This window comes from Arenibaculum sp., assembly GCF_035998295.1.
In the GTDB taxonomy this organism is placed as follows: Bacteria; Pseudomonadota; Alphaproteobacteria; order Azospirillales; family Azospirillaceae; genus DASYHS01.
This window is the reverse complement of record NZ_DASYHS010000038.1, coordinates 26,971-34,577: the sequence shown is the minus strand read 5'-3', so window position 1 is coordinate 34,577 and position 7,607 is coordinate 26,971. Positions and strand designations below refer to the sequence as shown.

7 protein-coding genes are annotated in these 7,607 nt (G+C 74.2%); 6 read left to right on the top strand and 1 reads right to left on the bottom strand.

Features of this window, described 5'->3' with window-relative positions:
* The coding region (locus VGO20_RS04000; protein ID WP_327501000.1) for an alpha-hydroxy acid oxidase at positions 1-1,233 on the bottom strand (1,233 nt) is incomplete at its 3' end.
* Between the two features lie 144 nt (positions 1,234-1,377).
* Between VGO20_RS04000 and VGO20_RS03995 the strand changes: the two genes are divergently transcribed.
* The 6 genes from VGO20_RS03995 to VGO20_RS03970 all read left to right on the top strand — a co-directional run bounded on the left by VGO20_RS03995 (position 1,378) and on the right by VGO20_RS03970 (position 7,575).
* A complete protein-coding gene (locus VGO20_RS03995; RefSeq protein ID WP_327500999.1) occupies positions 1,378-2,004 on the top strand; it encodes a LysE family translocator in 627 nt (208 codons plus the stop codon).
* Between the two features lie 146 nt (positions 2,005-2,150).
* Complete coding sequence (locus VGO20_RS03990) at positions 2,151-3,143, top strand: ABC transporter substrate-binding protein (protein WP_327500998.1); 993 nt, start codon at positions 2,151-2,153, stop codon at positions 3,141-3,143.
* A complete protein-coding gene (locus VGO20_RS03985; RefSeq protein WP_327500997.1) occupies positions 3,103-4,872 on the top strand; it encodes an ABC transporter permease in 1,770 nt (589 codons plus the stop codon). The genes VGO20_RS03990 and VGO20_RS03985 overlap by 41 nt, the downstream gene beginning before the upstream one ends.
* Positions 4,860-5,921 (top strand): ABC transporter ATP-binding protein, encoded by a 1,062-nt coding sequence (locus VGO20_RS03980; RefSeq protein WP_327500996.1) that lies wholly within the window; start codon positions 4,860-4,862, stop codon positions 5,919-5,921. The genes VGO20_RS03985 and VGO20_RS03980 overlap by 13 nt, the downstream gene beginning before the upstream one ends.
* Complete coding sequence (locus VGO20_RS03975) at positions 5,918-7,009, top strand: MBL fold metallo-hydrolase (protein ID WP_327500995.1); 1,092 nt, start codon at positions 5,918-5,920, stop codon at positions 7,007-7,009. Before VGO20_RS03980 ends, VGO20_RS03975 begins: the two co-directional genes overlap by 4 nt.
* On the top strand, positions 7,006-7,575 hold the full coding sequence (locus VGO20_RS03970; protein WP_327500994.1) for a histidine phosphatase family protein: 570 nt from the start codon (positions 7,006-7,008) through the stop codon (positions 7,573-7,575). The genes VGO20_RS03975 and VGO20_RS03970 overlap by 4 nt, the downstream gene beginning before the upstream one ends.
* Positions 7,576-7,607: the final 32 nt, after the last annotated feature.

Here is a 7,607-nt window from a genome sequence, read left to right as displayed (position 1 = left end):
GCTGTCGTCGTAGCCGGTGCGCCCGGCCGGGCGCAGATGATCGCGGCCGAGGGCGGCGACCGTGTCGACGCCGAGCAGCGCCATCGCGGTGTCGATCTCGTCGGCGAGGATGCGCAGCGTGCGCGCGACCCCGGCCTGCCCACCGGCCGACAGGCCCCACAGGAAGGCGCGACCGATCATGCAGGCCGAGGCGCCGAGCGCCAGTGCGGTCAGGACGTCGGTCCCCCGGCGCACGCCGCCGTCCAGGATCACCTCGGCCCGGCCGGCGAGCGCGCCGACGACCGCCGGCAGGGCCTCGAGAGAGGCCGGGACCTGGTCGAGCTGCCGGCCGCCGTGGTTCGAGACGATCACCGCGTCGGCGCCGAGCGTCACCGCCCGGACCGCGTCGTCGGGATGGAGGATGCCCTTCACCACCACCGGGCCCGGCCAGGCGTCGCGCAGGCGGGCGACGTCGTCCCAGGTCGCCGATGGGTCGAACAGCGTCGCGACGTGGCTGGCGACGCTGGTGATCCCGGAGGGCGCCAGTCCCTCGAAGTTCCCGAACCGCACCGGGGAGCGGAGCGCGCCGAGCAGCCATCGCGGCCTCAGCGCCAGGTCCAGGAGGTTCCGGGGGGTCGGGCGCAGCGGCATCGTGAAGCCGTTGCGCTGGTCGCGCTCGCGCCGGCCGGTGATCGGAAGGTCGAGGGTGACGCACAGGACGCGGTAGTCGGCCGCACGCGCGCGGTTCACGAGCGACGCCATCCAGTCCCGGTCCTTGAGGAAGTAGAGCTGGAACCATCGTTCCGTCCGGCCCGCGGCGGCGGCCACCTCCTCGATCGAGGCGACGGAGTTGGTCGACAGGCAGAACGGCACGCCGGCCGCCGCCGCCGCCCGGGCCGCCGCGGCCTCCCCGTCGGGATGGAACAGCCCGGCGAGCCCCGTCGGCGCGAGGACGAGCGGCAGGCGCGACGCATGGCCGAGGATGCCGGTCCCGGCCGTGCGGCGGCTGACGTCGACCGCGACGCGGGGAAGGAGACGCCAGTCGGCGAAGGCCTCCTCGTTGGCCCGCAGCGTCCGCTCGTCGCCGGCACCACCGTCGATGAAGTCGAACACCGCCCGCGGCAGGCGCCGCCGGGCGAGGCGGCGCAGATCCGCGACGCACACGGCGCGTGCGAGCGCACCACTCGCCGCCGGCCCTGCCGGCCCCGCCGGCGCCGCCGGGCTGCCGACCGGTTCGACCACGGTCCCGTCCATCCCCCGCTCCTCCTGCCGCATGGACCACATCCCACGATAGCATCGATGCGGGCGGCATGCGCTCGATCCTGGCAGCGGAATCGGAATGAATGGCCGCGCGAACAGCGGTAACCTCGCGGGACGCCACACCGGACGGACCCGCCAATGTCGCTCCACGCCATCCTGCTGTTCCTGCCCGCCTGCTTCGCGCTCAACATGGCGTTCGGGCCCAACAACCTCCTGTCGCTCACCAACGGCGCACGGGTCGGCGTGGCGCCGGCCGTCCTCGCCTCCTCGGGACGGCTGGCGGCCTTCGCGATCATGATCGCGATCGCGGGCCTGGGGCTCGGCGCGATCCTGATGGCGTCGGAGGCGGTGTTCACGGCCGTCAAATGGGCCGGCGCCGCCTATCTGGTGTGGATCGGGGTGAAGCTGTTCCGCTCGAAGGCGCCGGTCGTGCCGATGGACGGCGACGGGCATCCCCCGCGGTCGGTCGCGAGCATGGCGCGGGAGGAGTTCCTGGTCGCGGCGGGCAACCCGAAGGCCATCCTGATCTTCACGGCCTTCTTCCCGCAGTTCGTCGATCCCGCGTCCTACGCGTCGAGCTTCGCCGTCCTGGGCGCCGCCTTCCTGCTGCTGGAAGTGGTCGCGATCGCCGCCTACTCGGTGGCGGGCTCGCGGCTGCGCTCCCTCCTGCGCGGCACGGCCTTCACGTGGTTCAACCGCGTCAGCGGCGGCACGATGATCGCCTTCGGCGTCATGCTCGCGACCACGCGGCGCCCCGCCGCGTAAGGCCGCGGGCCCACACGACCGTCTGCGGCATCCCGAAACCGTAACAATCTTCTGCTAACGGTTCGCCGGTCGGCACGATGCCTGCCGCCGGCGCCGGACGACCGTCCGGCAACGCAGCCCAGCAACGCAGATGGAGAACCGAGACGATGCGGTTCCGCAGATCCCTCGCCCTTGGTGCCGTGGCCCTGTCGCTCGCCTCGGGAGCCCCCGCCCATGCCCAGCCCTCGGGCACGCTGACCGTCTACACCTCCCAGCCGACCGAGCAGATGGCCGAGGTGATCGCGGCGTTCAACGAGGCCCATCCCGACGTCGAGGTGGAGCTGTTCCGCTCCGGCACCACGGAGGTGATGAACAAGCTCCAGGCCGAATTCGCCGCCGGCGACCCGAAGCCGGACGTCCTGCTGATCGCGGATGCGGTCGCGATGACGCAGCTAAAGGACGACGGCCGCCTGATGGCCTATGCGGACGCGGCGGCGGGTGCTACGCCCGAGGCGCTGATCGACCCGGACCGCACCTTCTTCGGCACCAAGCTGATCACCACGGGGATCATCTACAACACGAACCTCGTGCAGCAGCCGCCCCGGTCGTGGAACGACCTCCTCGCCGAGGACGCGGCCTCCTCGCTGATCATGCCGAGCCCGCTCTATTCCGGGGCCGCGGCGATCCATGTCGGGACCGTCGTCCAGCAGCCGGAATTCGGCTGGGACTACTACGAGAAGCTGGCCGAGGGCGGTGCCGTCGCCGGCAAGGGCAACGGCTCCGTCGTCGAGGCGGTGGCCCGGGGCGAGAAGGCCTACGGCATCATCATCGAGTACATGGCGCTGAACGCCAAGGAGAAGGGGTCGCCGGTGGATTGGGTGGCGCCCGAGGAGGGCGTCACCATCATCACCCAGCCCGTCGGCATCCTGAAGACCGCGTCCAACCCCGAGGCCGCCAAGGCGTTCGTGGACTGGCAGCTCTCGGAGGCGGCGCAGAGCCAGTCCGTCCGGCAGGGCTACTACCCCGCGACGCCGGACGTCGCTCCGCCCAAGGGGTATCCGGCGCTGTCCGCGCTGAAGTTCATCGAAGCCGACCCGCAGCTTCTGCTGAAGCAGGACGATGAGACCAAGCGCAAGTTCGCCGACCTTTTCGGCGGCTGACGGCGCATGGACGGGCGCCCCCGCCGGGGGGCGCCCCATCCGCGCCCTCGCGGACGCGGAGACGCTGCTCGTCGCCGCCCTCCTGGTCTATGTGGGCGGTCTCGCCCTGTGGCCGATGCTGCGCCTGTTCGCCGAGGTCCTGCTGGTCGAGGGACGAGACGCGTCGAGCCTGCTCGCCGAGGTGTGGAGCGGCCGCGCGACCTTGCGGGCCCTGCGCAACACGATCGAGGCGGGGCTGGGCGCCACGCTCGTCTCCCTCGCGATCGGCACCGGGACCGCGCTGCTGGTCGGCCTCACCGACGTCCGCGCCAAGCCGGCGATCGTCTTCCTGCTGCTGCTTCCGCTGCTGATCCCGCCCCAGATCACGGCGCTCGCCTGGCTCGAGCTGATGGGCCCGGGCAGCCCGATCCTCGGCCCGCTCGGCCTGGCGCCGCCACCGGGCACCGCCAACCCGCTGTATTCCGCGTCCGGCGTGATCCTGGTCATGGGGGTCGAGCACGCGACCATCGTGTTCCTGGCCGTGCGCGCCGGGCTGCGCGCGCTGCCGCGCGACCTGGTGGAGGCGGCGCGGCTGGCCGGCGCGTCGCCGCTGCGGGTGACGGCGACGGTGCTGGTGCCGCTGCTGCGGCCCGCCATCCTCGCCGGCGCCGCCCTCGCCTTCGTCTCCTCGATCGGCAATTTCGGCGTGCCGGCGCTGCTCGGCATTCCCGGCCGCTATCCCGTGCTGACCACCTTGATCTACCAGCGCCTGAACGGCTTCGGCCCCTCGGTGCTGGGAGAGGTCGCCGCCCTCGCCCTGATCCTGGCGGCGCTCGCCGCGATCGGCCTCGCCGCCCGGGCCGCCGCGGCCGCGCGCGGCCGGACGACGGGCGAGCGGACCGGCGCCCCGGTCGAGCCGTTCCGCCTCGGCCGCGCGCGGCCGGCCGCGGAGGCGGCGCTGTGGGCCCTGCTGCTGGCCGTCTCGGTGCTGCCGCTGCTGGCGCTGCTGGCGACGTCCCTGGTGCCGGCGCTGGGCGTGCCGATCGGGCCCGGCACGGCGACGCTCGACAATTTCCGCTTCGCGCTGTTCCAGCAGGACGCCGTGCGCCGCGCCTTCGCCAACAGCTTCGTGCTGGCCGCCACGGCCGCCGCGGCGAGCGCCGCCGTCAGCGTGCCGCTGGCCTATCTGACGGTGTTCCGCCGCAACCGCGTGGCCCGCATCCTCGACCTGGTGGCGGACGGCCCCTATGCGATCCCCGGCATCGTGCTGTCGATCGCCGCGATCCTGGTCTTCCTGCGCCCGCTGCCGCTGCTGGGGGTCAGCCTGTACGGGACGGCCTGGATCATCCTGGCGGCCTATCTCGCCCGCTTCCTGGCGCTCGCGCTGCGGCCCACGCTCGCAGGGGTGGAGCAGATCGACCGCGGGGTCGAGGAGGCCGCCCGCATGGCGGGCGCCGGGCTGTTCCGGCGCCTGTTCACGATCGTGCTGCCGCTTGCGGCCCCTTCGGCCGCGGCCGGGGCGCTCCTGGTCTTCATGACGGCGTTCAACGAGCTGACGGTCTCCGCCCTGCTGTGGTCGACCGGCAACGAGACATTGGGTGTCATGGTGTTCGCACTGCATTACGAGGGGAATTCCCCGGCCGCCGCCGCGGTCGCGACGGTCAGCATCGCCGTGACCCTGGCGCTGGCGCTCGCCGCCGGAGCGCTGGGACGGCGGCTGCCGGAGGGGGTGGTGCCATGGCGGGCCTGACCCTGGACGGCGTCACCCGCCGCTTCGGCCCGGTGCCGGCCGTGGACGCGGTGACGCTCGACGTGGAGGACGGCGAGTTCCTGGCGCTCCTCGGGCCGTCGGGGTGCGGAAAGACGACGCTGCTGCGCCTGGTCGCCGGCTTCGAGGCGCCGGACGAGGGCCGCATCCGCATCGGCGGCGACCTCGTCGCCGAGGGCGGCCGGCACGTGCCGCCGGAGCGGCGCGGCATCGGCATGGTGTTCCAGTCCTATGCGCTGTGGCCGCATATGAGCGTGGCGGACAATGTCGGCTACGCGCTGAAGGTGCGGCGCCTGCCCCGCGCCGAGCGGGAGCGGCGGGTGCGCGACGCGCTCGACCTGGTCGGGCTGTCGGGGCTGGCGGACCGCCGGCCGCAGCAGCTCTCCGGCGGGCAGCGCCAGCGCGTGGCGCTCGCGCGCTGCCTGGCCATGCGCCCGCGCGTCGTGCTCCTGGACGAGCCGCTGGCGAACCTGGACGCCAATCTGCGCGAGACCATGCTGGCGGAGTTCCGGCGCTTCCACCGGGAGATCGGCTCGACCTTCGTGTACGTCACCCACGACCAGACCGAGGCGATGGCGCTCGCCGACCGGATCGCGGTCATGGACGGCGGGCGGGTCGTGCAGGTCGCAGCGCCGCGGCACCTGTTCCGCACCCCCGCGACCGCCATGGTCGCCCGGTTCGTCGGGCGCGGCGTGCTGGTGCCGGTCACCGTCCGGGCCAACGGGGGCGACGCCGCGATCGTCGATCTCTGGGGGCTCGGGGTGCCGGTCCGGGGATCGGGACGGCCGGGCGAGACGCGCGAGCTGTGCCTGCGCGCGGGCGACCTCGCGCTGTGCGAGGACGCCGCCGCGGGGTCGGTGCCGGCACGCGTCGTCGCGGCGGCGTTCCAGGGAGCGACGACGCAGGTGACGGTGGTGCCCGAGGCGGGCCCGCAGACCTGCGAGCTGCGCGTCGAGACCGGGGGCGAGCCGCCGCCGCCCGGCAGCCGGGTCGGCCTGCGCGTTCTGGACGGCTGGCTGCTGCCGGCATGAGTGCCGCCCGGCTCGTCGCCATCTCCGGCGTCGGCCGCAAGGGGCCGGCCTGCTTCCTGGTCGAGGCCGAAGGCCGGCGGGTCCTGTTCGACCTGGGCGAGGGGCCGGATGCCGGGCTCCTCCCGGATGTCGGGGCGGTCGGGCGGGTCGATGCCGTGGTGCTGAGCCACGGCCATCCCGACCATGTCGGCGGCCTGCACCTGCTTTCCCTGCTGGGCGCCCCGCCCGTGCATGCCACGCCCGGCGTCCTGGAACGCCTGGAGCACGCCGTCGACGGGCGTCCCCTGCCCTCCCGGGGCGAGGTGGACCTGCTCGGCCTGAGGCTGAGGACCGGCAGGTCCGGCCATGCGCCGGGCGGCGTCTGGCTGCACCTCGACGTCGGGGACGGCTTCCTCTATCTCGGCGACGCGTGCGTGGAGTCGATGCTCTACGCCTTCGACCCGCCGCCCCCGGCCGCGACCGTGGTGCTGGACGCCTCCTACGGCGCCTACGACGCGCCGCTGTTGGACTGCATGGCGGCACTGGCGCCGTGGCTGCGCGCCCCCGCCGTCCTGCTGCCGGTGCCGGCCGGCGGGCGGGGGCCGGAGATCGCGCTCCACCTTCTCGCGTCCGGCCTGGCCGCGCCGGCGCTCGATGCCGCCAACCGGCAGGCGGTGGAGCGCCTGCTCGGCCCCGACCGTCCCCATGTCCGCGACGAGGCCGTGGCCGGGCTGGAGCGGCTGCGCGCCGAGGCCCGGGTCGCCGAAGCGGCCGGACCGCCCGCGGGGGTGATCCTGGCAGCCAAGCCGAACGCCACCGCCGGCCTTGCGGCCGTCCTGGCCGAACGCGCGCGCGGCGCAAGCGGGCCGGCGATCGTCTTCACGGGGCATGTCGGGCGCGGCACGCCGGCCGAGCGGCTGGTGAGCGAGAGCCGCGCCGTCTTCTGCCGCTGGAACGTCCATCCCCGGCTGTCGGACAACGCCGCCCTCGTGCGGGCGACCGGCGCGCGCCGGGTCGTCCCGGCCTTCGGCGACGCGCGGCACCTGGAGGCCTGGCGCCGCAGCTTCGCGCCCGCCGCCGTCCTGCTGGACCGGGTGGTGGCGCTGTGACATCCGCCGCGAGGCCCGACATCCCGCTCTTCGGCGGTCCCTTCCATTTCCTGCGCCACGGCGAGACGGTGGCGAACCGGGCCGGCACGATCGCCGGCCATCTCGATTCCCCGCTGACGGAGTTGGGCCGGCGCCAGGCGCGGGACGCCGGTTCCGCCCTGGCCGGGGCCGGCATCCGCAGGATCTGGACCAGCTCCCTGTCGCGGGCGCACGAGACGGCCGCCATCGTGGCGGAACCGCTGGGCGTGGAGGTGACGGTGCTGGCGGGGCTGCGCGAACGCGCCTGGGGCGCCTGGGAGGGCCAGCCGCGTGCGGTCCTGGTGCGCTCGGCCACGCCCGAGGGCGGAGAAGGCCCGGACGCGTTCCGCGGGCGCGTTCTGGCGGCGCTGGCCGAGACCGCCGGGCCGTGGCCGGCCCTGATCGTCGCCCATTCCGGCGTGTACCGCGTCCTGCACGAGACGCTCCTCGGCGTTCCGGCCGGGCCGAGCGTCCCCAACGGCGTGCCGATGCGCTTCGTTCCCGCGGATGACCTTGGGGCGTGGCGGATGGAACCCACGGGGCGATAGCCCCGGCCGGGCCGGAATTTCATCCGGAATGC

Bases quoted from the DNA above. Each gene is read 5' to 3' on its own strand.
- VGO20_RS03995 (WP_327500999.1), top strand. From the start codon at position 1,378: ATGTCGCTCCACGCCATCCTGCTGTTCCTGCCCGCCTGCTTCGCGCTC.
- VGO20_RS03990 (WP_327500998.1), top strand. From the start codon at position 2,151: ATGCGGTTCCGCAGATCCCTCGCCCTTGGTGCCGTGGCCCTGTCGCTC.
- VGO20_RS03985 (WP_327500997.1), top strand. From the start codon at position 3,103: ATGAGACCAAGCGCAAGTTCGCCGACCTTTTCGGCGGCTGACGGCGCA.
- VGO20_RS03980 (WP_327500996.1), top strand. From the start codon at position 4,860: ATGGCGGGCCTGACCCTGGACGGCGTCACCCGCCGCTTCGGCCCGGTG.
- VGO20_RS03975 (WP_327500995.1), top strand. From the start codon at position 5,918: ATGAGTGCCGCCCGGCTCGTCGCCATCTCCGGCGTCGGCCGCAAGGGG.